Origin of the sequence: Salinicola aestuarinus, from assembly GCF_003206645.1 — a bacterium.
GTDB lineage: Bacteria > Pseudomonadota > Gammaproteobacteria > Pseudomonadales > Halomonadaceae > Salinicola > Salinicola aestuarinus.
Genome location: NZ_PZJP01000004.1, coordinates 1 through 23,789 on the forward strand (window position 1 = coordinate 1; position 23,789 = coordinate 23,789).

General features: G+C 66.0%; 20 protein-coding genes. 11 read left to right on the top strand and 9 right to left on the bottom strand.

The genetic code is table 11. The features are described from left to right. From DOM41_RS03975 to yccS, 3 genes are all read right to left on the bottom strand, one after another. On the bottom strand, window positions 1–2,571 hold a 2,571-nt coding region (locus tag DOM41_RS03975), incomplete at its 3' end, for a T6SS effector BTH_I2691 family protein (RefSeq protein ID WP_223160925.1). Then, a complete protein-coding gene (locus tag DOM41_RS03980) occupies window positions 2,568–3,473 on the bottom strand; it encodes a DUF4123 domain-containing protein (RefSeq protein WP_110685558.1) in 906 nt (301 codons plus the stop codon). The genes DOM41_RS03975 and DOM41_RS03980, both read right to left, overlap by 4 nt. Window positions 3,474–3,582: 109 nt before the next feature. Further along, window positions 3,583–5,799 carry a YccS family putative transporter gene (gene yccS, locus DOM41_RS03985; RefSeq protein ID WP_245391750.1) on the bottom strand — a complete coding sequence of 739 codons (2,217 nt, stop codon included), beginning with the start codon at window positions 5,797–5,799 and terminating at the stop codon, window positions 3,583–3,585. A 324-nt stretch (window positions 5,800–6,123) separates the two neighbouring features. On the opposite strand from yccS, the gene DOM41_RS03990 reads away from it, so the two are divergent. Both DOM41_RS03990 and DOM41_RS03995 read left to right on the top strand, forming a co-directional pair. Then, entirely contained in the window at window positions 6,124–7,275 is a 1,152-nt protein-coding gene (locus tag DOM41_RS03990) for an Lnb N-terminal periplasmic domain-containing protein (RefSeq protein WP_110685560.1), read from the top strand. Further along, window positions 7,272–8,186: an oxygenase MpaB family protein gene (locus DOM41_RS03995; RefSeq protein WP_110685561.1), complete on the top strand. Its 915-nt coding sequence runs from the start codon at window positions 7,272–7,274 to the stop codon at window positions 8,184–8,186. Before DOM41_RS03990 ends, DOM41_RS03995 begins: the two co-directional genes overlap by 4 nt. A gap of 17 nt (window positions 8,187–8,203) precedes the next feature. Here the strand turns inward: DOM41_RS03995 and DOM41_RS04000 are convergent, their stop codons facing one another. Further along, window positions 8,204–9,094, bottom strand: a complete 891-nt coding sequence (locus DOM41_RS04000; RefSeq protein WP_110685562.1) for a LysR family transcriptional regulator — start codon at window positions 9,092–9,094, stop codon at window positions 8,204–8,206. A gap of 140 nt (window positions 9,095–9,234) precedes the next feature. Between DOM41_RS04000 and trpB the strand changes: the two genes are divergently transcribed. The 3 genes from trpB (at window position 9,235) to DOM41_RS04015 (ending at window position 12,200) form a co-directional block, all read left to right on the top strand. Then, entirely contained in the window at window positions 9,235–10,479 is a 1,245-nt protein-coding gene (trpB, locus tag DOM41_RS04005; protein WP_223160926.1) for a tryptophan synthase subunit beta, read from the top strand. Beyond that, window positions 10,476–11,369 (top strand): tryptophan synthase subunit alpha, encoded by an 894-nt coding sequence (gene trpA, locus DOM41_RS04010; protein ID WP_110685564.1) that lies wholly within the window; start codon window positions 10,476–10,478, stop codon window positions 11,367–11,369. Before trpB ends, trpA begins: the two co-directional genes overlap by 4 nt. Window positions 11,370–11,492: 123 nt before the next feature. Beyond that, complete coding sequence (locus DOM41_RS04015; protein ID WP_110685565.1) at window positions 11,493–12,200, top strand: pirin family protein; 708 nt, start codon at window positions 11,493–11,495, stop codon at window positions 12,198–12,200. 32 nt (window positions 12,201–12,232) lie between these two features. Here the strand turns inward: DOM41_RS04015 and DOM41_RS04020 are convergent, their stop codons facing one another. From DOM41_RS04020 to DOM41_RS04030, 3 genes are all read right to left on the bottom strand, one after another. After that, window positions 12,233–12,589, bottom strand: a complete 357-nt coding sequence (locus DOM41_RS04020) for a hypothetical protein (protein WP_110685566.1) — start codon at window positions 12,587–12,589, stop codon at window positions 12,233–12,235. 179 nt (window positions 12,590–12,768) lie between these two features. Continuing rightward, on the bottom strand, window positions 12,769–13,047 hold the full coding sequence (locus DOM41_RS04025; RefSeq protein WP_110685567.1) for an HU family DNA-binding protein: 279 nt from the start codon (window positions 13,045–13,047) through the stop codon (window positions 12,769–12,771). A gap of 161 nt (window positions 13,048–13,208) precedes the next feature. After that, window positions 13,209–14,360 (bottom strand): NAD(P)/FAD-dependent oxidoreductase, encoded by a 1,152-nt coding sequence (locus tag DOM41_RS04030; protein WP_245391751.1) that lies wholly within the window; start codon window positions 14,358–14,360, stop codon window positions 13,209–13,211. 318 nt (window positions 14,361–14,678) lie between these two features. Between DOM41_RS04030 and DOM41_RS04035 the strand changes: the two genes are divergently transcribed. From DOM41_RS04035 to DOM41_RS04060, 6 genes are all read left to right on the top strand, one after another. Next, complete coding sequence (locus tag DOM41_RS04035) at window positions 14,679–15,248, top strand: chorismate--pyruvate lyase family protein (protein ID WP_245391733.1); 570 nt, start codon at window positions 14,679–14,681, stop codon at window positions 15,246–15,248. A gap of 198 nt (window positions 15,249–15,446) precedes the next feature. Further along, window positions 15,447–16,343 carry a 4-hydroxybenzoate octaprenyltransferase gene (ubiA, locus tag DOM41_RS04040; protein WP_110685569.1) on the top strand — a complete coding sequence of 299 codons (897 nt, stop codon included), beginning with the start codon at window positions 15,447–15,449 and terminating at the stop codon, window positions 16,341–16,343. A 160-nt stretch (window positions 16,344–16,503) separates the two neighbouring features. After that, entirely contained in the window at window positions 16,504–17,193 is a 690-nt protein-coding gene (gene phoB / locus DOM41_RS04045) for a phosphate regulon transcriptional regulator PhoB (protein WP_110685570.1), read from the top strand. Between the two features lie 7 nt (window positions 17,194–17,200). Then, window positions 17,201–18,598 carry a phosphate regulon sensor histidine kinase PhoR gene (gene phoR, locus DOM41_RS04050; RefSeq protein ID WP_110685830.1) on the top strand — a complete coding sequence of 466 codons (1,398 nt, stop codon included), beginning with the start codon at window positions 17,201–17,203 and terminating at the stop codon, window positions 18,596–18,598. Between the two features lie 249 nt (window positions 18,599–18,847). Continuing rightward, complete coding sequence (locus DOM41_RS17860; RefSeq protein ID WP_280951213.1) at window positions 18,848–20,539, top strand: methyl-accepting chemotaxis protein; 1,692 nt, start codon at window positions 18,848–18,850, stop codon at window positions 20,537–20,539. A gap of 179 nt (window positions 20,540–20,718) precedes the next feature. Continuing rightward, entirely contained in the window at window positions 20,719–21,549 is an 831-nt protein-coding gene (locus DOM41_RS04060) for a M23 family metallopeptidase (RefSeq protein ID WP_110685571.1), read from the top strand. 98 nt (window positions 21,550–21,647) lie between these two features. Here DOM41_RS04060 and DOM41_RS04065 read toward each other — a convergent pair whose 3' ends face one another. Both DOM41_RS04065 and DOM41_RS04070 read right to left on the bottom strand, forming a co-directional pair. Then, window positions 21,648–22,712, bottom strand: coding sequence for a siderophore-interacting protein (locus tag DOM41_RS04065; RefSeq protein WP_110685572.1), 1,065 nt, complete (start codon window positions 22,710–22,712; stop codon window positions 21,648–21,650). A gap of 223 nt (window positions 22,713–22,935) precedes the next feature. Then, a complete protein-coding gene (locus DOM41_RS04070) occupies window positions 22,936–23,547 on the bottom strand; it encodes a superoxide dismutase (RefSeq protein WP_110685573.1) in 612 nt (203 codons plus the stop codon). Between the last annotated feature and the right edge of the window lie 242 nt (window positions 23,548–23,789).

Consider the following 23,789-nt stretch of genomic DNA (forward strand, 5'->3'; position numbering starts at 1 on the left):
CGTGAACTGTGACAGCTCGCCTTGCCGCTCGGCCTTCTCCGCATCCGCCAGCATGCTGAAGGCGTCGATAACGCCGATCACGTTACCGACGGCGCCGGTGATCTGACCAAAGCGCGCTAGCCGCTTGGCGGTCTCCAGGGACTGATTGGCAGCGGCGATACCCTGCCTGGCCGCCCGGCGCTCATAGCGCCCTGAGGCCATACCGGCACCGAGGCTGGCGACGGCCAACGTCGGTGAGAGCAGTTTCCACCAGCTCTCCGGTTGCCAGTCGTTGGCATTGGCCGAGCGCAGCGCCCCGATCACGCCCATGACCAAAAAGAGCCGCGCCATTCCGGTCAGTGCCGGGTTGGCACTCTTCATGGCGCTGACCTTCTGACGGGCTAGCTCACGGGCCATCCCGTCCTCGACCCGCGCGTGCAGGAAGCTGCCGCTTTCTCTGACGCGCTCGCAATCCAGATAGCCCGCGAGATGGTCCAGGTCCGTTTCACGGAGCTGCCAGAGAATCCGGACGCGAGCGGTGTCTTCTCCGGCGACCGAGGCAAAATTACCGCTGCGATTGGGCGTGTCGATCTCCGGGTCGACGAACTGGTAGGCGTCGTTTTTCGTGAGTTTCGGCTCGCCGCTGTTTTCGGCGACGTAGCGCACTATCTCGCGATAGTCACCTACCTCGATATCCAGCTCGACCAGATAGGAAGCACGGCTTTTCCAGTCCGGCGCGTCCGGGTCTCCCATGGCGCCGATCTGCAGCAAGCGCCCCAGACGAATCATCGGCACGGGTTGAGTCTGTGCCGACCCTCGACTGAGCGCCTGGTCGCGCATCCCCAGGGCGACACTCACGTCGCTGACCACGTTCTGCAGGTTCCTCCACGCGTTGGCCATGGTGCGGCGCGTGGTGTCGACATCGCGGAAATTGACGCTCGAGGTGCGTGCCAGGTTGTAGAGGCTGAACCAGTTGCCGAGCGTCATGCGGTCGAGCGCATCCTGCTCGGTGTCGACGTCGCGGATCGCTTCCAGCAGTTGCTCGCCGAGAGACGCCAAATTGGCGGCGAACGCCCGGATCAGTAGCGCATTCTTGTCGTCGAGCTCGACCAGTCTGCGCCATAGCGCAAGGCTGTCTTCACCCAGAATGCCGCCCTGCAGCGTATCGGCGATGATCGACGAGGCGCCGATACCGTGGTGCAGGTCGCTGTCGCTGTAGCGAGAGACGCATCGTTCGAGATGCTGATCCACCCAGCGGGCGTAGTCCGCATCAAACCGTTTGGTCTGCTCCGAGCAGAGGTCCCTCAGGTCGACATAATCGCTTTCGAAGCCGTCGGCTTCATCCCGATAAAGACCCTCGAACTCGTCTTCCAGCTTGTCCGAATGTCGTTCGAGCCTGGCCAGCTGATTCTGTCGCTCCCACTCACCGCCCTTGAGCTGAGAGTAGCCATCGGCATAAAGCGCATCGTACTGATCTCGCTCTTCGCGCAGGCGAGCACGCTCTGCTTCCGATTCAGCGTTATCGATGGCTCTCTGAAAATTGCGATGGCGTGCTTCGGTGATTCTCCGGGCTTCGTCGTTCTCGCGCTCGATTCGTGGCGCTGTGCTCTCTTCGATCTGCTGGCGTCTTTCTGCGTTGCTGGCTTCAAAACCATTTTTCAGACGCTCCCGCGCCGAGAGCCAAAGCACCTTGCGCGCGTTGTCACCCTGTTCGAGAAAATCCTGCATCCGCTGTGCCGGTTCGTGACGGTAGGCGTTCAGCTCTTCGATGATGCCGGCTTCGTCATTCACAGCGAACATGAGCGGCACGCTCTCGGGCAGGCTGCCGGTCCGCTCGACCATGCATCTGACCAGCTGCGGTGCCCCGTCACACTGCGCGACGCGGCTCGACCCGACGCCGCTATAGTGGCAACTCGCCTGATAGACGGCTTCGGACTCGCCGAGCTCGGGCAGGTATTGCTCTATCGCCTCCTTGGGAAAGGCGTGACGCGCCTGTTGCGATGCCACCCAGGCCGAGGCATCCAGGCACTGCATGTGCTGCTCTCGCCAGGCGGCGTCGTTGCCTTTCTCACGCAGGTGCGCCCGAGGCCAGGCGTGTTCGGTGTAGGCGATGAAGACGCGAGTCACGGATTCAGCATTGGTCAGCGTGAAGAAGGACGCCTTGTCGCTGTGGCCTTCATGCACGCAGGCGAAATCCCCGGGCGGCTCATCCGGGGGTTCCGCCACCGGAAACTGCTGCAGTTCGCCGGTGGAGGCCACCGCGAAGCCATACCAGTCGCCATTTCCCTCGTCGTAAACGTAGAGATAGCCCTGTCTGAGCCGGCGCAGGATGTACTGATTGACCGGCGCCTTCGTTTGCTCGACACCGTCGACGGTCTGCTTGTCGAGACCGATCTGCGTAAACGCCGACACGCGATCGTCGGGCAAGGCGCGCAGATTGGGATTGTCCTCGATCCGGCACACGCTGTAGCGAACCGGCAGGATTGGAATGCCCTTCGGCCGCTGGCAGTAGCGGCAGTCCCCCGACGACGTCCCCGGGCAACTGCTCTCGCGAGCGGCGGCATTGGCATTGGCGGGATGGGTGGCGCTCATGTCAGGGGTTCCTCGAGATCTTCCTGCGGACTACTGACGACTCTCTGCCAGTCCGCCTCGCTCAGGGCGTCGGTCAGCGTGATGTAACGTCGCTGCGAGTGAGACATCTTTCGCAGTGCATCCTGTATCAATGGGTGGCGGTGAAAGGCCGGCCGCGTCCAGGCGCCCTGGAGCGCGAAAGCGATCCGACTGGCCTGATCCTGAATGCCGTATCGTTCGGCACGCTCGAGATGGCGGTCGATGACCGTATTGGCGTCATCCGGCAGCACGACGCCGGGTTGCTCACGCTTCCACGCTTCCAGGCACAGGTTGACCCGCTCGATGCGCGAGATGGCCGCCATCTGGCCGGCGCTGAGATCGAGCCGCCGCTGCCAGACGCCGGGATGCTGAAGACGCTTCAAGCGCCCGTTGTGATCCACGAAAATCCACTGTTTGATCGGCCCGAGGAGCAAGCTCCATTGCGCTGGCGCCAGAATCGTCAGCAGCTGGTTCATGACGCGAGGATCGTGAAAACGAAGAAGGATATTCCCGCCGGCCGGAGTCTGCTGGGAGACGGCACGCTCGAGATGGCGGGCCACGGCCAGTAACGGCTGGGGACTGTGGAGCCAGCCGCAGAGTGAAACGTGCTGGAAACTGGGGTCTTGCGCCCAGGATCGACTCTGCTCGACCAGCGCCGGGTCATGACCGAACGCCATGAGGCGCAAGGCGCTGTCGGCGTCTCTTGCCCCGCTGCGGTCACCCACCAGCTTGCCGACGGGTGGCTTTTGCTCGAGCCACTGCTTGAGCGCGCCCGGCGTCGCCCCCAACCCTTGCGGGTCGCGAACCAGCGGATCCAAAAGCAGATAATTGCAATACCGACTTTCGGTAAACGGGACGTAATCGGACGTCAGTAACGCGGACATGGAGCAAAGAGCATCTTAAAAGTTCTTGTCTTGAATAATAAAAACGAGACTAATCGATGCTCCTGAAACACTCCATTTACAAATCGTTAATTGCGTATTGTTATGTAACTCATGCCTTGGACTGCTCGCCTTCTATCGCGGAGGGCGACAGGGTCACCAGCTTACCCGCCGCCTCGCGCATCGCGCCGAGCTGACGGCTGATGTGCAGTAGCTGCGTCTGGATCACGCGGCGCTCGTCGTCGGTCTCGTCCTGGGCGCTGGCGGGCTCCTGCTCGAAGATTGCCGTCACCGCGGCCTGCTCGTTTCTGAGGTCGGGGATCGCCTGACGCGCGGCCAGACTGGCGGCGATGGCATCGAAGCCCTCGGCCACACGTCGGGCGGCGGCGTAGATCTCGGCGTCGTTGTCGCTGGGCGTCACCACCCCGCGATGCGCGCCGAGCGCAGAGAGGTAGCCCAGCAGCGTGTGAGAGACGACGAGAAAGCGAAACCCATCGTCGGCGTCGCGCTTACGGTAGTGCCCGGGTTCCTGCAGCATGTTGGAGAGCACCGTGGAGAGCGCGGCGTCGGCGTTGTGGGCGTTGCGCCGCGCCAGCCGGTAGGCGAGATCGTCCTGCTTGCCGGTTTCGTATTGATGCACGATCTCGCGCAGGTAGTCGCTGCTGCGGGAGAGCGCCGTCGCGGCGACCTTGTTGAGCCGTCGCCCCTGCCAGTCCGGCAGGATGAAGAAGACGGCGAGGCCCGAGATCACGGAGCCGATGATGGTGTCGATCAATCGAGGCAGAATCAGATCGAAGCCATCACCGACCTGATTGAAACTCGCCAGCACCAGTGTGGTGATCGCGGCGGTGGCAATCACGTAGTGTTTCTCGCGGTTGGCGAAGAACGTGACCCCGGCGACGATGGCGATCAACGACTGCACCAGGGGGTCGACGAACAGACTGATCAGGGCCCAGCCGACGACTAGCCCCAGTACGGTGCCGAGGATACGCTGGCGCAGAAAGCGCCGCGTGGCGCCGAAGTTGGGCCGGCAGACGAAGAGCGTGGTCAGCAGGATCCAGTAGCCCTGGGTCGGATGGACCAGATGCAGCACGCCATAGCCCACCAGCAGCGCCGTGGGCAGTCGCAGGGCGTGGCGGAAGGTCGGCGACCCTGTGTTCAGGTTGAGCCGGATACGCTCCCAGACATCCCTGATGCTTCGGGGCGAGCGATTGAACAGGCTGGCATCCCGCTCGTCGGCCACGGCGTCCGGATTATGGGCGCTGGAGAGCTGGTTCTCGAGCGTCGCCAGATTCCGCGCCAGCGCCTGCAGCGAGCGCAGCAGCGGCGTCCAGGCCGGGTTTCGCTGGGCGCGCAGGTAGACGAGCGAGGCGCGCAGATCCTCCAGCGCCTGCTCGCTGAGATCGTGATCGAAGGGCTGGCGCAGCAGCAGCGCCTTGCCGAGACGCTTGCACGCCCGCCCCTGCTGATCGAGCAGGCGCTGGCAGCGGAACAGCACGTCGTGATGGAAAAACGTCTCCGCCAGCGCCGAGTAGGGGTAGTGCGAGGCGCTCACCCGCTCGTGAATGTCCTGAGCGATGAAGTAGAGCCGGAGGTAGCGGTTGAGCTTGCGGTTGCCCCGCTGGCCTTCGAGGCGCCGAAAGATCATCTCCTTGGCCTGATTGAGCGCGGTCACGACCCGTCCGTTCTGGCGCGCCAGCGCCACCCGTCGCGACTCCACATCGAGCCCGCGCACCGGCTCGAACAGCGTCGCCTTGATGAGCAGGTACTCGCCCAGCTCGCGGTAGAGCTGCGCCATGCTCTGCTTGACCGGCTGGCGCGAGAAGAGCGCGCACCAGATCACCGAAATCACCCCGTACCAGGCGGCACCGCCGACCAGCAGCAGCGGCTGTCGCCAGAAGTGCTCACCGCTGGCGCCACCGTGCTGCTCGATGTTGATCATCGAGTAGACCGAGAGAATCAGCGTCGCCGAGGCGATGGTCGCGTAGCGCTGCTCGACCGCCCCCAGCATGATGAAAAGGAAGGCGGAAATCGCAAGCCCCGGGGCGAAGAGCCATGGCCAGGGGAAGAGCAGCTCCACCGAGGCGGAGGCAACGAGAAAACAGAGCAGCGTCACCAGCAGCGCCCGGACTCGACCCTCCCAGCTGTCGTCGGTCTCGGCCAGGGCGCTGGCGATGATGCCGAGAAACAGCGGGATCGCCAGTGCGATCTGATCCAGTGACCAGCTCAGGGCGATAGCGCCGCTGAAGGCGAGAAAGACGCGGAAGCTGTAGGCGAACTTGTCGAGCGTCCAGAGGCGGCGCAGGGAGTGGGAAAGCGGCTCGGAAATGTCGGATCTCCTTGAACTCGTCGCCTGATGACGGAGCGACTGACGACCGCCATCGACGGTGGCACGGCGCGTTAACTGTCGCGGAATTCTATCAGGCTTACCCACGTGGCACCGCCGCGGCGGCCCGCGATAGCGCTGCATCTATCGACGGCTGCAGGCGAGACGACCCGTTCGCCACTGGCAATGACTGGTCGGCACGCAGCGACTGCGGCACCATCGTCGACTTCACCACCATCGTCGACTTCACCACCACCGTCGACTTCGCCACCCTCGTCGACCTCGCCACGCCGGAACCCGCCCAGCCATGACATCCACGCCTTGCCGATGACCGACACCGCGACTTCATCCCGCTGGCGCCGCGGCGGGCGTTTTCTCGCCCATGGGCTACGCGCCCTCTTCCTGCTGCTGGCAGTGGTCTGGGGTAGCGTCGCGCTCTTTCTCGAGCTGCCGGGGCCACGCTGGCAGGTCGACGCCACGCTCGTCGTCTGGATCGCATTGGGGCTCGCCGCCCTGGTGGCACCGCGATGGCATCCACGGCGGCGCGCGCGGGTGATTCGCCTGCTGTTTACCGCGAGCCTCGTGGCACTGGTGCTCTGGTGGCAGAGCCTGGCGCCACGCAGTGACCGCGACTGGGCGCCGGATGTGGCGCGCCAGCTCGCCGTCGAGCGGGTTGGTGATCGGGTAACGCTGCACAATGTACGCGACTTCGAGTGGCACTCGCCGAGCGAGGCCACGCCACATTGGGAGACCCGGAGTTACGATCTCACAACGCTTGCAAGCGTCGACATGATCGTCTCCTACTGGATGGGCCCGGCAATCGCTCACACGCTGGTGAGCTTCGGCTTCGCGGACGGCCGCTACCTCACCTTTTCGGTCGAGATTCGCCGCGAGCGCGACGAGGCGTTCTCCATCGTCGGCGGCGTCTTCAAGCAGTTCGAACTGAACCTGATCGCCGCCGACGAAAACGATATCCTGCGCCTTCGCAGCAACGTCCGAGGCGAGGACGTCTATCTTTACAGCGTAGCGCTCGCGCCCGACGCCCGTCGCGAGCTCTTTCTCGCCTATCTCGACGAGGCAAGGAAGCTCAGGCGGGAACCGGCGTTCTACAACACCCTGACCAGCAACTGCACGACCCTCGTCTTCGACATGGTCGACCGGATCGTCGACGGCCTGCCACGGGACGTGCGTTTGATTCTTTCGGGGTATCTACCGGCCTACGTGCACGATGTCGGCGGGCTGGCGTCGGGGGTGTCACTGGAGACGCTGCGCCAGCGCGGCCATATCAATGCCCGCGCCCAAGCCATCCCGTATGAGGACGGCTCCCGCGCTTTCTCACGCGCTATCCGCGATGGCGTGCCGGTTGCCGGCCAGGCGGCGGAGAAGGCGTCCGAGGCGACGCCCGCTGAAACGGACGATGAATCGACCGGCGAAAGCGCCGAAGACGACGCTACCCACGGAGGCCCCGCCACATCATGACGCCGAGTTCAGTGCGCCAGGCCATCGAGAATCGTATTGCCCATCTCACCGGACGCACCCTCGGCGGCGTGGACTACACCGAACCCAGGGGCGACCCGGGACTCTTCGGTCCCGACACGGTGGCGTGGAGAGTGCACGGCGAGTTCACGCCGATGATGTGCGGCGGCATCAGCGCGCTACTGCTGCAGATGCTTCATCCGCTGGCGCTCGCCGGGGTGTGGGATCACTCCAACTTTCGTCAGGACATGATCGGCCGGCTACGCCGGACCAGCCAATTCATCGCCGTGACCACCTTTGGCGCCCGCGACGACGCCGAGCAGATTCTCGAGCGGGTGCGTCGGGTGCATGACGGCGTGCACGGCGTCACCGCCGACGGCCGAGCCTACGCTGCCAACGATCCGGCGCTACTGGTGTGGGTGCACGTCGCCGAGATGAGCCGCTTTCTCGCCGCGCACCAGCGCTACCGCAACCCCCATCTGAGCCTCGCCGATCAGGATCGCTACTTCGCCGAAACCGCCCGCGTCGCCGAAGCGCTCGGCGCGACGAACGTGCCCAGCAGTCGCGCGGCGATCGACGCCTACCTGGAACGCCAGCGGCGCTATCTGGTCTGCGATGCGCGCACCCGAGACGTGATCGAGGTGCTGCTCGACGCACTGCCGCCAAGCCCGGTCGTGCGCCCGGTGGGCAAGCTCTTCATGCGGGCGGGGATCGACCTGCTGCCACCGTGGGCGGCAACCCTGCTGAGCCTGGAGATGTCCAGCGCGGAGCGTCAGGCCGTGCGCAGCGGCGTGCGCAGCGGCGTGCGCGCGCTGTCGCCGGTCGTGCGGTGGGCAGTGCGCAACGGCTCCTACCGCCGCGCCATGGAGCGCATGCAGGTCCGCGAACAGGCCCAGAAGAAGACTCAGGCCTGATCCACGGCGCGACGGTTTTATCCCAGCTCGCGACGCAGCCAGGCGGCGAGGCGTTCCCCGCGACGCGGATCGATCCGCGGCGATAGCCACAGCCCCAGCGCGCCACCGGTCTCGATCGCCGGCCACGGCGCCTCCAGCCGGCCCTGTTCGCGCTCGGCGGCCACCAGCAGTTCGGGGGCGATGGCGACCCCCAGCCCCGCCAGTGCCGCCTCCAGCAGATAGTAGAGATGCTCGAAGCTGCGCCCGCCGGCGCGGGCCGCGGCCAGCGTTGCCTCATCGACCCCCATCGCAGCGGCCCACGCCGGCCACGCCTGCCGCCGCGACGCCGTCTCCAGCAGGGTGAGCGACTCAAGCATGGCGGTGGGCGAGCCACGGGACGCCGGTGTCCACCGGCCCGGCGTCGCCACCGCGACAATCCGCTCGGGCAGCAGCTCGAACACCGGCATGTCATCCGGCCACGGCGGCGCCGCGAAGCGCAGTGTGGCATCGACATCCTCGCGGCGCGGGTCGAGCTCGTTCTCGCTCGAGACCACCCGCAGGCGAAGGTCGGGCAGCTCGGCGTTGAGTCGGTCGAGACGCGGAATCAGCCAGCGCGCGAGCAGGCTGCCGGGGCAGGCGAGGGTAAACGGCGCCTCATCGAGGTGTCGGCTCAGCGCCGCACACCCCGCGGCGAGATGTGAGAATCCCTCACTCACCTCGGGTTGTAGCGCACGACCGTGAGCGGTCGGTACCAACCCGCGCCCGAGCTTGTCGAACAGCGCGACACCGAAGTGATGTTCCAGCGTACGAAGCTGACGGCTTACCGCACCGTGAGTGACGTTAAGCTCCTCGGCGGCAGCGCTGACGCTACCCAGACGAGCGGTCGCCTCGAACGCGCGCAGCGCGTTGAGAGATGGCAGCGGGGTCATGGCGCCCTCCTGATCTGTGATCTTTTCTCACACGTTACGGAAAGTTTATCGATTTTCTCCGTCCCGCGCGCGGCCTAGTCTGGATCCATCGAAACGCGCCGCCGGACCCTTCGGCGCTCGCGCTGACCAGGAGCCAAACGATGACCGACTTTCCCGACGCCAACGGTTTCTTCGGCGACGCCCGTGACGGTGAGCCCGGACCGCGCTATGGCGGGCGCTACGTGGCCGAGACACTCATGCCGCTGATCGGTGAGATCGAAGCGGCCTACGATGCCGCGCGTGTCGACCCCGACTTCCAGGCTCGCTTTCAAGCCCTACAGCAGGACTACGTCGGCCGAGCGACGCCGCTCTACTTCGCCGAGCGTCTCACCGAGCATTTCGGCGGCGCGCAGATCTACCTCAAGCGCGAAGACCTCACTCACACCGGTGCGCACAAGATCAACAACGCCCTCGGCCAGGCGCTGCTGGCGCTGCGCATGGGCCGCCGCCGGCTGATCGCCGAAACCGGCGCCGGCATGCATGGGGTCGCGGTGGCAACGGTCGCCGCGCGACTCGGTCTGACCTGCGTGGTCTACATGGGCGCGACCGATATCGAGCGTCAGCAGCCCAACGTTCAGCGCATGCGCCTACTCGGTGCCGAGATCGTTCCCGTGCACAACGGCACCGCGACGCTCAAGGACGCCATGAACGAGGCGCTACGCGACTGGGTCGCCAACGTCGACGACACCTTCTACATCATCGGCACCGTTGCCGGCCCGGCGCCCTACCCGCGCATGGTGCGCGACTTCCAGTCGGTGATCGGCCGCGAGACCCGCGAGCAGATGCTGACGCGCCACGCCCGGTTGCCGGACACGCTGATCGCCTGTGTCGGGGGTGGCTCCAATGCCATGGGGATGTTTCACGCCTTTCTCGACGATGCGACGGTCTCGCTGGTGGGGACGGAGGCCGCGGGAGACGGTCTCGAGAGCGGCCGCCACGCCGCCAGCCTCAACGGCGGCACGCCCGGCATTCTTCACGGTAACCGCACCTATCTGCTGCAGAGTGACGACGGCCAGATACAGGATGCGCACTCGATCTCCGCCGGGCTCGACTATCCCGGCGTCGGGCCGGAACACGCCTACCTGCACGACAGCGGGCGGGCCAGCTACGTCGCGGTGACCGACGACGAGGCGCTGGCGGCGGTCTCACTCTGCTGCCAACTGGAGGGCATCCTGCCGGCACTGGAGTCGGCGCACGCGCTGCACGAAGCCGGCCGCCTGGCGGCGACACAGCCCGCTGACCAGATCATCGTGGTCTGCCTCAGCGGTCGCGGCGACAAGGACATGACCACCATCACCCGCCACCTGATGCCCGAGCATCCCACGTCAGAGGAGACTGCCGCATGAGCGCGCCTGATTCGTCCCACTCGTTCGCCGAGCGTTCACGTGCCGACACGCTCGCCACTGAAGCCCCCGGCGCCCGTTCGACTCGCGATTCCCGTCTGGCACGACGCTTTGCGGCACTGCATGAGGCCAACCGCGCGGCGCTGGTCACCTACGTCATGGCCGGCGATCCCGACCCGCTGGCCAGCCGGGAGTTGATGGCGCGCCTGCCGGCCGCCGGGGCCGATGTCATCGAGCTTGGCATGCCGTTCAGCGATCCGATGGCCGACGGCGTGGCGATTCAGCGCGCCGGTCAGCGGGCCCTGGCGAACGGCCAGACGCTGGCTGGCACCCTCGATCAGGTCCGCGACTTTCGTCAGCAGGACGACGACACCCCCATCGTCCTCATGGGCTATCTCAATCCGATCCAGCGCTTCGGCGAGACGCGGTTTCTCGAAGCCGCCAGCGCCGCCGGCGTGGACGGCCTGATCCTGGTCGACCTGCCGCCGGAACACGCGGCCACGCTCACCGCCAAGGCGCGGGACCTGGGGCTTTCTCGGATTCCACTGGTGGCACCGACCACCCCGGCGGAGCGGCTGCCGGCGCTGCTCGCCCAGGGAGACGGCTTCGTCTATCGCATCGCCTTCAACGGCGTGACGGGGAGTCAGAGCCTCGACCTCGAGGGGCCGCTGGGTGACGCCCTGGCCCAGCTCAAGCAGCAGACGCCCCTACCGATCGCCGTCGGCTTCGGCGTTCGCGATGCCGAGAGCGCCGCCGCTGTTGCCCGGGTCGCCGATGCTGTCGTCGTCGGGAGCGCGCTGGTCGAACGGCTCGTCGAGTCCGGCGTGGAGGGGGCGCTTGAGCTGACGACGTCGCTGGCAGGCGCGATCGCCCAGGCCCGCCGGCAGGGATGATCGTTCGTTTTTTTACACGGGTGAGTGCGGTTTTAACCGCTTTTGTTCGATTCCATTGCCGCTAAACTGCGCTCATCGGCCCCGCATGAGGGGCCTCCTGACAGCCCTGACAGGAGAGAGAGAATGCAGACGATTCGACGCGGCAACGAACGCGGCTATGCCGATCACGGCTGGCTCAAGAGCTATCACTCGTTCTCGTTTGCCGGGTATCACGACCCGGCACACGTCCATTTCAGCGTGCTGCGGGTGATCAACGAAGACCGGGTGGCACCGGGTGAGGGCTTCGGCAGGCATAGCCATCGCGACATGGAGATCTTCTCCTACGTGCTGAGCGGCGAGCTCGCCCACCGCGACACCCTGGGCAACGGGTCCGCGATCGGCCCGGGTCGAGTCCAGATCATGACCACCGGAAAGGGCGTGGAGCACAGCGAGTTCAACCACTCGGCGGATGCGCCGGTCCACTTTCTGCAGATCTGGCTATTCCCGTGGGCACGCGATCTCGAACCCCGCTACGCGGAGAAGGATTTTCGTGATGTCGACAAACGCGGTCGGCTCTGCCTGATTCTCTCGCCGGACGGACGCGACGGCTCGCTGAGTCTGGCGCAGGACGCGTTCATCCATGCGGGATTGTTCGACGCAGCGGAGCGGGCGGAACTTGGGCTGGAGACGGGGCGGCAAGCCTACGTGCACGTGGCGCAAGGGTCGCTAACGGTCAATGGCGAGCGGCTGGCACCCGGCGATGCCTTGATGCTGACGGGTGAGTCTGGGGTGACGCTGGAAAGCGGCGAGAATGCCGAAGTGCTGGTATTCGATCTGCCGGTGCTGACGTAGTCACCTCGCACCGGCCATCAGACTGACGCGGCTCAGAGATGCTTCAGCAGGCTCTGCAGCCGTTCGAGATCGCGGGAGTCGCCGACCAGACGCAGCCGGCCGTCGAAGAGTCCGTTGCGAAAAGCGCGTTGAGAGGGCTTGCGCAGAAACTGCGTGGCACTCTCGGCATCGCGAAAGCGCAGCTCGAGGGCCAGATCCACCGGCAGGCCGGGATGGCTCTCGATCGTCTGGGGGCGCATCCGATAGTGACGGGCGACGGCCAGATCCTCGGTGGCCACTCCCCAGTCGAAGCGCTCGAGACGCGCCAGGGTATCGCGGAATTCGGCCTTGCGGGCACGGGCTCGCTTGAGCATCACGCCGAGCCACCACAGCATCAATTTGAGCTTCATGACTGCCTCTCGTACGCGGCGGGCTCTCGGCATCGAGCGCCTTCCGCCAGTGTCGTAGGGCGCGAACACCGCCCCGCATGGAGGAGGGGTTCGAAGCCCGATGACAGAAATGCCGACCCGACGGGCGGATCGGTCATCGTTGCACTCGGTGATGAGTGACGTTTCGCTCGCGGGCGGCGTTACTTGCTGCCGAGAGAGTCCTTGAGCGATTTGCCGGGCTTGAACGCCACGGTCTTGCTGGCGGGGATGTCCAGCGGCTTGCCGGTCTGGGGGTTCTTGCCGGTACGCGCCGCGCGCTCGCGAACGGTGAACGAGCCGAAGCCGATCAGCGTCACGTCGTCACCCTTGGCGACCGTCCCGGTGATCTCGTCGAGAATGACGTTGAGCACCTGGCTGGCTTTGTCTTTCGAAAGATCCGCACGCTCGGCGATGGCCGTAGCGAGTTCTGGCTTACGCATAAAGCCCTCCTGGTTTGGCAATGGCGTTAATTGATACGCCTGTATCGAAACTACGTTGTTGTTCTCGACGGGGATCGATCCCGTCGAGCGCATGATAGGCCGTTCGAGACCCGATGTATAAAGCGCGCGCAAGCGCGCTCGGCGCCCCGCCGTTACCGAGGCTAGCCTAGCAACGCCGGTGCCGCACGCGCCAGTGCGACTTTACGCCGAACGCAGCGCCCGATGAGCGCAAAACCGATGACCTTTCCTGCCGCATTGTCGGCAATGGCGGCGAGATCCTCGCCCTCGCCTTCGACGCGCCAGTGCGCTGGCGACTCGGCGGGCGGTAGCGCCACGACTGGCAGCAGCGGCGTTTTCGCGACCACCGGCCAGGCGCCGTAAATGACTTCCGTCGGCGTGCCGGTGAGCGTCGCGGCAAGTGCGCGGGCGCTCGCCTGCAGTGGCTGCACGTACCGGGCGCTGACGCCGTGCTCGGCTGCCCCGAGGCCGTCGACGCAGGCAACGTCGCCAAGGGCGTAGATTCCGGGCGCGCTGGTCGCCAGATAGCGGTCGGTGAGAATGCCCGCCGGCGAAACGGCAAGCCCCGCTGCGTCGGCCAGCGCGGTTCGCGGGCGCAGGCCGGTGGCAATCAACACGACATCGGCGCCCAGCCGCTCGCCATCGTCGAGGGTGAGTACCGCGTCATCCGACACCGCCTCGAGCGAGATGACCTCGCGGGCGAGGCGGGTCGTGATGCCGCCCCGCGCGAACGCTGCCGCCAGAACCTCCCCCAGACGCGTTGGCAGCAGCCGCGCCAGGGGCGTCGCCTCCGGGGCGATGAGTGTGACCCGGTGGCCACCGGCGTGGAGATCGTTGGCGTATTCGCAGCCGACCAGCCCCGCGCCGATGATCGCCACCCGTGCCGGTCCAGGGCCGTGGCGGGTCAGCGCCGCGCGGAACCGGCGGTAGTCATCGAGATCGTTGATCTGGAAGACACGATCCGCCAGCGCCGCGCTGACGGTGAAGGGGTGATACGGCGCCGCGCCCGAGGCAAGCACCAGCTGTGCATAAGGCAGCCGCTCGGCGCCAAGGTGCAGACAGCGCGCCGCCGGGTCAATGGCGTCGACCCGAGTGTGGATACGCAGACGCGCGTCGAGCGCCTCGGCCACCTCGAGCGCACTTCGGGTCGACAGGTCGGCGGCGGTCTGGCCCTTGGTGAAGGCGCTGGAGAGCAGCGGCTTGGCGTACTCGTCGCCGCTGTCGGCGGTGATCAGGGTGATCGGTCGCTCAGGGTCGCGGGCGCGTACGCCGCGGGCCAGCGCCAGCCCCGCCATGCCGGTACCTACGACCACAAGCCCCGGCGCCGCGTTGCTGCTCGTGCTCGCTTCGGTCGTATCGGCGGGCGCGGCGACGCGACAGGACGAGGCAGCGCCAGCAGGCGGCGCCGTGACGGAAGATGAACCGATGGCGTCGGGACCCGTGACAGGCGCGGTTTCGGGCCCCGTGACAGGCGCGGCTTCGGGCCCCGTGACAGGTGCGGTCATGTCAGCCTCTTGTGTCAGGACGAACGGGGGCTCGATGCTACACTACGTCGCCACTTGTCCACCGCTTCCCGCCCGCTGCCCGGGTGATCACACGACGTGGAGCCCTGCGTGTCCCCAGCTGAACACTGTCATGCGTTTCCCCCTGACGAGCGCCAGCGCGTCCTGCGCTGGGTACCGCTCGCCGCCCGCCGCGCCACGATGGAGGCCCCCTGGTGGCAATGGCTCGCCTCGACCGACTCACTCACCGCCCGCCTGATCGCGGCGTCGCCGCGCCCCTTTCACGTTCGCCTCGTCTCCCAGGGGGTGAAGGTGCCACGCCGTGACGAGGCGCAGGCGCTGGGGCTGGCCGCAGGGCGCGTCGCCTGGGTTCGCGAAGTGGCGCTGATGAGCGGCGAGCGCTGCTGGGTGGTGGCGCGCTCGGTGGCGCCGCTGACGCGACGGGGGCATCGCCAGCTGCGCGCGCTGGGCGAGCGCTCGCTGGGCAGCTGGCTCTTCGCCCAGCCGGATCTCGAGCGCGGCCCGATCGAGATCGCGCCGGTCGCGCCCGACGGCGAGACGCTCTGGCTTCGCCGCTCGCGTTTTCGCCATGGTGGGATTCGCCTGCTGGTACAGGAGGGCTTTCAGCGCGACATGGCAGAAGATCTGGGACTGGCGCACTCGCCGCCTGCATCGGGTTGATCCCCCTCATCGCTTCGCCACCGTCCGTCTGGCGCGATCGCCGGTCTCGTTGGATCGCCGGTCTCGTTGGATCGCCGGTCTCGCTCAATCGCCGGTCTCGCTCGGTCGGTGGTGTCACCGTGACCCGCTGTCGAAGCGCCGCCGCATCTGCGTTAAGGTTCCGGCTTGCCGTCGCGCCCCGCCCATTCGGAGAGTGTCATGCCCAGCGCCGATTCCGCCGCCGCCCGCCCCCGGGGGCTCGCCCGCCTGCCCGACTTCCTGCGTCTGACTCGGCTCGACAAGCCGATCGGCACCTGGCTTCTGATGTGGCCGACGCTATGGGCACTCTGGCTCGGTGCCGACGGCGTGCCGGATCGCGCCAACCTGATCATCTTCGTGCTCGGCGTCTATCTGATGCGGGCCGCGGGCTGCGTGGTCAACGACTACGCTGACCGCAAGATCGACGGCCACGTCAAGCGCACCCGAGCCCGTCCGCTCGCCACCGGACGTATCGGCGAGGGCGAGGCCAAGATCCTGTTCGCCGTATTGGTGGCAGGGTCCTTCGTGCTGGTCTGCTTCACCAACCTGCCGACGGTGCTGCTGTCGTTCGTTGGCGTGGCGCTGGCGGCGGCCTACCCGTTCATGAAGCGCTACACCCATCTGCCGCAGGTGGTACTGGGACTGGCCTTCTCGTGGGCGATCCCGATGGCGTTCATGGCCGTCAGCCGTGAAGTCCCTCTGGAGGCGTGGCTGCTGCTCGTCGCCAACGTCGCGTGGACGGTCGCCTACGACACCCAGTACGCCATGGTCGACCGCGACGACGACATTAAGATCGGGGTCAAATCCACCGCACGACTCTTCGGCCGCGCCGACAAACTCATGATTGGCCTGCTGCAGCTGACAACGCTCGCCCTGCTGGCCGGGGTGGGGGCACGGCTGGCACTCGGCGGCTTCTTCTGGCTGGGGCTCGCGGCCATGGCGGCGACATTCGTTTATCAGCAGTGGCTTATCCAGAGTCGCGAGCGCGAGCCCTGCTTCCAGGCCTTCCTCAACAATTTCTGGTCGGGGCTGGTGCTTTTTGCCGGGCTGGCACTGGCCCTGTGGCCGGTCGCTTGACCGCCGCGAACGCCGCTGTCACTTTTCTGTCATCTGTTCGCGCTGTAATCGTCACGGTTCTGTCACGACCAGCGCGGTGCTTTCGGGTACGCCATCAGCGCCGCCGGCTCGGGAGAACACGACCCTCGGTCGTTCCCTCTCTATTCTTCGAGGCCCGTCCATGAGCTCCAAGACCGTACTCATCGTCGACGATGAACCCGCCATCCGCGAGATGATCGCCGTGGCGCTGGAAATGGCCGACTACCGCGTGCTGGAAGCGGAAAACGCCCAGACCGGCCATGCCATGGCGCTGGATAACAAGCCCGACCTAGTACTGCTTGACTGGATGATGCCCGGCACCAGCGGTATCGAGCTGGCGCGGCGACTCAAGCGCGAGGAGGCCACCGCCGAGATGCCGATCATCCTGCTCACCGCCAAGGGTGAGGAGGACAATAAGATTCAGGGGCTCGAAGCCGGCGCCGATGACTACATCACCAAACCGTTCTCGCCGCGGGAGCTGGTCGCGCGGCTGAAGGCCGTGCTGCGCCGTGCCACGCCGGCGGGGGTCGAGGAGTCGGTCGAGGTCGAGGGCCTCAAGCTCGATCCCGCCAGTCACCGGGTCACCTCCCACGGCGGTGCGCTGGAGATCGGCCCCACCGAATACCGCCTGCTGCAGTTCTTCATGACGCATCAGGAGCGGGCCTACACCCGCAGCCAGCTGCTCGATCAGGTCTGGGGCGGCAACGTCTACGTCGAGGAGCGCACCGTCGACGTGCACATTCGTCGTCTGCGCAAGTCGCTTGGCGAGACACACCAGCATCTGGTCCAGACCGTCCGCGGTACCGGTTACCGCTTCTCGACCCGGGAGTGATTTGCGCGTGCGCTACTGGATCAACGAACTGTGGCGACTCGGCTACATGCTTTTCGGCCTCGGCGCGATGGGCGGGCTGCTCGGCACGCTGTTCGACGCGCTGTTCGCCGGGCTGGGCTGGGGCATTGCCGCCGGACTCGGTCTCTACGTCTTTTTGCACCTGCTTCACGTCCGCCGGCTCTACGTCTGGCTGCTGCGCCATCCGCGTGAGGCGCCGCCGCCGGGTACCGGCGTCTGGGGCGATCTGTTCGACCGCCTCTACAGCTACCAGAAAGCCCAGAGTCAGCTGCAGCAGCGCCTGCGTGACATCCTCCGACGCATTCAGGACTCCTGCGAGGCGATGCGCGATAGCGTCGTCATGCTCGACCCCCGCGGCGATCTGGACTGGTGGAACAGCGCGGCTTCCGAGATGCTCGGCCTCAAGCCGGACCACGACCGCGGTCGACCGATTACCAATCTGCTGCGCGACCCGCGCTTCATCGACTACTTCAACGCCGGCGACTACGCCGAACCGCTGCTGATCCCATCGCCGCTACATCACTCCCAGATGCTGCAGTTCCAGATCACGCTGTTCGGCGACAATGAGCGTCTGGTGATGGCGCGCGATGTCACGCGACTGCACCAGCTGGAGATGATGCGCCGCGACTTCGTCGCCAATGTCTCCCATGAGCTGCGCACACCGCTGACGGTGCTGGCCGGCTACCTCGAGACCTACGCCGAACACGCCGGTGAGCTGCCGTCGCGCTGGCAGCGTGGTTTCGATCAAATGCAGGCGCAGACGACTCGCATGCAGCATCTGGTCGACGATCTGCTGCTGCTCTCGCGCCTGGAGATCGACAGCGCCGGCGCTGACGACCTGCCGCTCGATGTCGGGACACTGCTGAAGCGCATTCTCGAGGATGCGCGTGAACTGAGCGCCGGCCGTCAGACGTTGACGCTGGAGCTCGAGGAGAGTCGCCAGCTCCTCGGCAACGCCCACGAACTCAGAAGCGCGATCTCCAACCTGGTCTTCAACGCGGTGCGCTACACCCCCGAGGGCAGTCAGATCACCCTGCGCTGGAAGACCTGGCATGACGGCAGCGCCATCGAGGTCGAGGATGACGGCGATGGCTTCGATCCAGTCCACATTCCACGCCTGACCGAACGCTTCTATCGCATCGACAAGGGTCGAAGTACTGCGACCGGCGGCACCGGGCTCGGCCTCGCCATCGTCAAGCACGTGCTGCTGAGACACGGCGCCAAGCTCGACATCGCCAGTCGCCCCGGCAGGGGCGCGCGCTTTCGCTGCGCGTTCGCCGGCGCTCGCCTCCTCCCGGCCGACGCCCCTTCTGCAGACGCCCCTTCTGCCAACGGCAGGCCTTTGAGTGACAGCGCGGTTCCCGAGATGCCGCCCCGCAACGTCTGAGCCTGCGAGGCACGATACCGGCGGCGCCGGCGTCCATCCGACACGGCATGACGCTCGCCCCGCCCGGGCTGCGCCGCCCACGCCACCGCTGGCGTCACGCTTTTCTCACGGATTCCACTGAATTTCGCCCCGGCGCCGCCGATAGAGAGGCGGGATAGGAGACATATACTCCTCTAACTCTATTGGTGATGCCCGGCGGCGTTCGTCTTCACCCCGCCGCCGCATCGCAAGACGACGGGATGCGAAATAATGACGATGCGCCAGAAGCTCTGGATGACAGTCGGCCTGATGTGGGTCGGAATGATGGTTCTCGTGGGCTGGATGGCGCTCGAGAAACGCGACACCCTGATGAACGAACGTGTGACCAGTCTCAAGAGCTTCGTCGCCAGCGCACAGACGCTGGTCGAGCGCTACGCCGAACGCGCCGACAACGGTGAGTTCTCCACCGAGGAGGCGCAGGATCTCGCGCGCCGCAATCTTTCGGCGCTCGATCTCGACGGCAGCTACGTCTACGCCTTCGATAGCGATATCCATCTCGTCTACCACCCGAAGCGCGAAATCGGCAGCGACATGAGCAGCTTTCGCGATGACAACGGCATGTACTTCTATCGCGAGCTCAAGGCGGTCGCGGACTCCCCCGAAGACGAAATGCTCGAGTACGTCTCCACCAACGCCGATGGCGACGACGTCTCGAAGCTCAACTACGTGCGTTACGTTCCGGAGTGGGACTGGTATCTCGCCTCCAACGTCTACATCTCCGACATCCAGCAGGCCTTCTGGAGCGGTGTTTTCCGGATGGGGCTGGTCACCTTCTTCATCGGCCTGACGATCACGCTGGTCATGGCCTGGATCATTCGCAACGTCCTCGCCGACCTCGGGGGTGACCCGCGCGAGGCACGCGACAGCGTCAAGCTCATCGCCGATGGCGATCTGACCCGTGCCATCGCCGTGCAGCCCAATGACGACCGCAGCGTGCTCGCGGCGATCGAAGGCATGCGTTCGCGCCTGGCCACCTCGATGACCGACGTGCGCCACGCCTCCAGCACGCTCACCGTGGGCATCAGTCAGATCCACAGCGGTAACCAGGATCTCTCCGCACGCACCGAGCAGCAGGCGGCCTCGATCAGCGAAACCGCTTCCAGCATGGAAGAGCTGACACAGACCGTGCGTCAGAATGCCGACAATGCGCGTCAGGCCAATAACCTGGCCGGCGAGGCGCGCACCACCGCCACCGAGGGCGGCCAGAAGATGGATCATGTCGTCACCACCATGAAGGGCATCACCGACAGCTCACGCAAGGTGACCGAGATCGTCGGCGTGATCGACTCCATCGCCTTCCAGACCAACATTCTGGCACTCAATGCCTCGGTGGAAGCGGCACGTGCCGGCGAGCAGGGTCGCGGCTTCGCCGTGGTCGCCAACGAAGTGCGCACGCTGGCCAGCCGCAGCGCCGATGCCTCGCGGGAGATCCGCGAGCTGATCGACGCCTCGAATCGCCAGATCGATGCCGGCTCCGAGACCGTCGCCGAAGCCGGCGAGACCATTCGCCGGGCGGTCGAGTCCGTCACTCGCATGACCGACCTCATCGAGGAGATTTCGGTCGCCTCCGGCGAGCAGTCCAACGGCATCGATCAGGTCAACAATGCCGTGGTGCAGATGGATCAGGTGACCCAGCAGAACGCGACGCTGGTCCAGGAGGCCTCCAGTGCCGCCGAGACGCTCAACGAGCAGATCGGCATGCTGGAACGCGCCCTCTCCGGCTTCCGCGTGGCCGACGAGAGCTACGGCGGCATGCTCTCCCGCCATGCCCAGCCCGCGACATCCGGGGCTCGCGAGACGGCGCCGGCACCCCGCCGCATGTCACAGACCCCCAAGACGCCTACCGTCAGCCTCAGCCGCACTGAGACCAGCAGCAGCGAGGACAACTGGGAGTCTTTCTAACGGCTCCCGTTCCACTCCCCCCGGCGCCGCGTCGTGCATAGGCACGCGCGGCGCTGCGCGTTATGGTGAGACTTTCCCCCGCCGAGCGTCCGCCTGTGACCGTCGCCTCTCACTGCCATCGCGCCACACGTCTTCCTTTCCTGTCAGCGCGTCCGCGCCCCGCGCGTCGTCGATCGTCGATGCCGAACCGCACGTTTGCGTTGATGCTGACGCTCGCGTCGACCCTGTTGCTTACCCCGACGCCGGTCATCGCCGAGACGATTCCGGTCACTTTCCCGTCGCACGTGCCGCAAGGGTCGATGGTGGTCGGCCGCGTACCGCCTGCCAGTCAGGTGCGCGTCGGCGAGCGAGCGCTGCGGGTGACCGATTACGGCACGGTGGTGTTTGGCGTCGGCCGCGATGCCACCGGTGCACAGCGTGTCGCGGTGACGCCACCCGGCGGACCGGCGCAGACGGTGGCGATCGAGATCACCCCGCGGGATTGGCCCATCGAACGTGTCGATGGCGTCCCGCCGAAGAGCGTCTCGCCGCCGCCGGAGATCGCCGCGCGCATTCAGCGCGAGCAGGCCGCCGTCAGCGCCGAGCGGACCCGTGACGACGCGCGCGTCGGCTTCGCGGAGGCGTTCATCTGGCCGGTCGAGGGGCGGATCAGCGGGCGTTTCGGCAATCAGCGTATCTACAACGGCACGCCGGGCTCGGCGCACTCGGGAATGGATATCGCCGCGGCCACCGGCACGCCGGTCAAGGCGCCGGCCAGCGGGGTGATCACCTTCGCCGATGATCTCTATCTCACGGGTGGCACCGTGCTGCTCGATCACGGCTACGGCATCAGCTCCAACTTCCTGCATCTGTCACGTCTCGACGTCGCCGTGGGCGACCGCGTCGAACAGGGCGAGGTGATCGGACTCGTGGGGGCCACCGGCCGCGCGACGGGACCGCACCTGCACTGGGGCATGAACTGGTTCGACACCCGGATCGACCCGCTTCTGGTGCTCGAACGCGGCGAATGACGCGATGCCTGGCCGCACCGAGCGGGACGCCTCCCCAGACGGGGGGCGCGCGTGAAAGGGAAAGCGGCGAGAACGGGAAAGCGGCGAGCGGGGGCGCGTCAGGCGGCCTCGTCGTCGCGGCGCCAGTAGCCGGTGACCAGGTGCTGGCCCTTCTCCAGCTTGAACTCCTGCTTGAGCCGCTTGCGCAGCGCGTGGGTCGGCTCGGCTTCGCCGGAGAACCAGACGAAAAGGTCGTCGCATGATTCGGGCATGGCCGCGATGACGGCCTCGGCGATGCGTTCACTCGGCGCCCGGTGGTGCTGGCGGTGGCACCAGGTCACCTGACAGTGATCCGGAACCGCGAGCTCGAGCTCGTCCGCCGGTGTCTCCACTTCCAGCCACGCTTCCACTCGGGCGCTCGCCGGCAGTGTCTCCAGCAGTCGAGCAATCGCCGGTAGCGCCGTTTCGTCGCCGCCGAGCAGGTAGTGCGAGGCCGGCGCCACGCCGCGGCCAAAGGGCCCGGCCATGCCGCAGCGGTCACCGGGGCGAGCGCGGCGGGCGAAATTGCCCCCCGGTCCCGGCGCCTCGTGGAGCAGAAAGTCGATCTCGACCTCGCCGCGGGCGAGATCGAGGCGGCGAATGGTGTAATAGCGGATCTCGGCGCGTTTCTCTGCCGGCGGCCAGTGGGTGCCACCCTCCGCGGTGGGGCGCGGCCACTGAGGCTCGGCAAGCCCTTCCGGCGGTAGATGCAGCCGCACGTGCCACTCCTCGGGATGGTCGAAGCGCGCCAGATCCTCCCCGGTCAGGGTCAGCCGGCGCATGCTTGGCGAAATATCCTCCACCCGCGTAACGCGCATCTCGCGAAAGTTGGCGAAGGTCGGTGCAGCGACGACGTCGCCATGCCAGTGCAGCGGCAGCGCATTGTCACCGGCAAACAGCGTCACGTAGTGCTCGATGACCGCACGCTGCGTCTCCAGTCCATCCCGCGACGCCGCTTCGGCTTTCATGTGGAGGCCGACGCGACTCTTCTTGAAGGTCGCCTCGCCGCCCGGCAGCGCGATGACGATGCGCTGGTCGTCGTCGCGATACTCGACGTCATACTCTTCTAGGAAAGCTCTCAATCGCGATTGAAAATCATTGGCATCGGTAAGCGTCAGTGTGGCGTCGCAGCTGAGTGCAGTCATGATCTCGATTCGTTCAGCGGAAGTGGTCGGGCGGGGCGGCCGGCAGGCCGAAATCACAGCCTATCAGAAATGAGGCAATGAGAAAGTCTCTCAAGACGACGTGAACCGCCCGTCGAGACGACGATGCCTCCGACCGTCGAGACGGGCGGAGGCATCGGTGTCAGGCGTCGCTCATGAATCAGCGCGCCTCCTGCATGACCGGGATCGGACGATCCGTCTCGGCTCAGGCAGTCGCTTCAGCGTAGCGACGGTTCACTTCGTCCCAGTTGATCACGTCATAGAATGCCGCGATGTAGTCCGGACGCTTGTTCTGATACTTCAGATAGTAAGCGTGCTCCCAGACGTCCAGACCCAGCACCGGCGTATTGCCTTCCATCAGCGGGCTGTCCTGGTTCAGGGTGTTGATCACCTTGAGCTTCTTCTCCGGCGTGACCACGAGCCAGGCCCAGCCGCTACCGAAACGCCCGGTGGCTGCCTTCTTGAACTCCTCTTTGAAGTTCTCGTAGCCGCCCAGCTCGCTCTCGATCGCTTCACCGATCTTGCCGGTCGGCTCGCCGCCACCGTCCTGGGACATGACGGTCCAGAACAGCGAGTGGTTGGCATGACCGCCGCCATTGTTGATGACAGCCTGACGCTTGTCCTGCGGCACCTTGTCGATATCGGCCATCAGCTTGTCGACCGGCACGTCTTCGAGCCCGGTGCCTTCCAGCGCGGCATTCAGGTTATTGACGTAGGTCTGATGGTGACGAGTGTGGTGAATCTCCATCGTCATTGCATCGATCTTGGGTTCGAGGGCGTCGTAAGCGTAGGGCAGCGACGGTAGGTTATGAGCCATGATCAAAACTCCCTTTCATGGAGGAGGCGTTGCCCGATACGGGCGCCTCGCGGGTGAACCAAAATAGTGAGCGGCGCTTTCGAGTGTCAAGCCGACAGGCAAGAGCAACATCGCCGCCCTGTCACGTATCACCTTGATGCCAAATGACTTTTCAGGCCATGTGCCGCCAATGCGGCGATGCCACGGCCCGCCCGTCATTTGACCGTTCTAGTCTAGATGGCGCGCGTGAAGGCCGCTTTCAA